The organism is Streptococcus pseudopneumoniae ATCC BAA-960 = CCUG 49455 (assembly GCF_002087075.1).
In the GTDB taxonomy this organism is placed as follows: Bacteria; Bacillota; Bacilli; order Lactobacillales; family Streptococcaceae; genus Streptococcus; species Streptococcus pseudopneumoniae.
On record NZ_MWSM01000055.1, the window covers coordinates 4,893 to 5,274 of the forward strand.

At 42.9% G+C, this 382-nt stretch carries 1 protein-coding gene; it reads right to left on the reverse strand.

The window, feature by feature from the left end; translation table 11 throughout:
• Positions 1-382, reverse strand: a 382-nt coding sequence (locus B4W83_RS12825) for a hypothetical protein (protein ID WP_158083592.1), incomplete at both ends; no start/stop codon positions are given.

The window sequence follows — 382 nt, forward strand, 5'->3', positions numbered from 1 at the left end:
TAATCTTAGCCTTACCTGACACCTTAGTATCTGGCAACTGATTATTTGGAACCTTAGCTGAACCATTGTCACCAATCGTTACTGTGATTGGACCATTCTTACCTGGAAGTTCTACCGTAGTTCCTTTAGGATAGGTTGATCCATCCGGTCTCTTCGGTGTTACTGTAACGTCACCTGTAGTAGGATCTTGTACCAAGTCAATAGTTGGTGTCTTACGAGCTGGTGTTGTTACATCCACTGGTTGTGATGGTTTCTTGTTCGGTTCTGTTACTTTACCTTTACCTGGCACAGCACCTTTCGGAAGCTTGTCATTTGGTACTTCACCTGAACCATTGTCGCCAATTGTGACTGTGATTGTTTTTCCATTTTCACCTGGAATTTC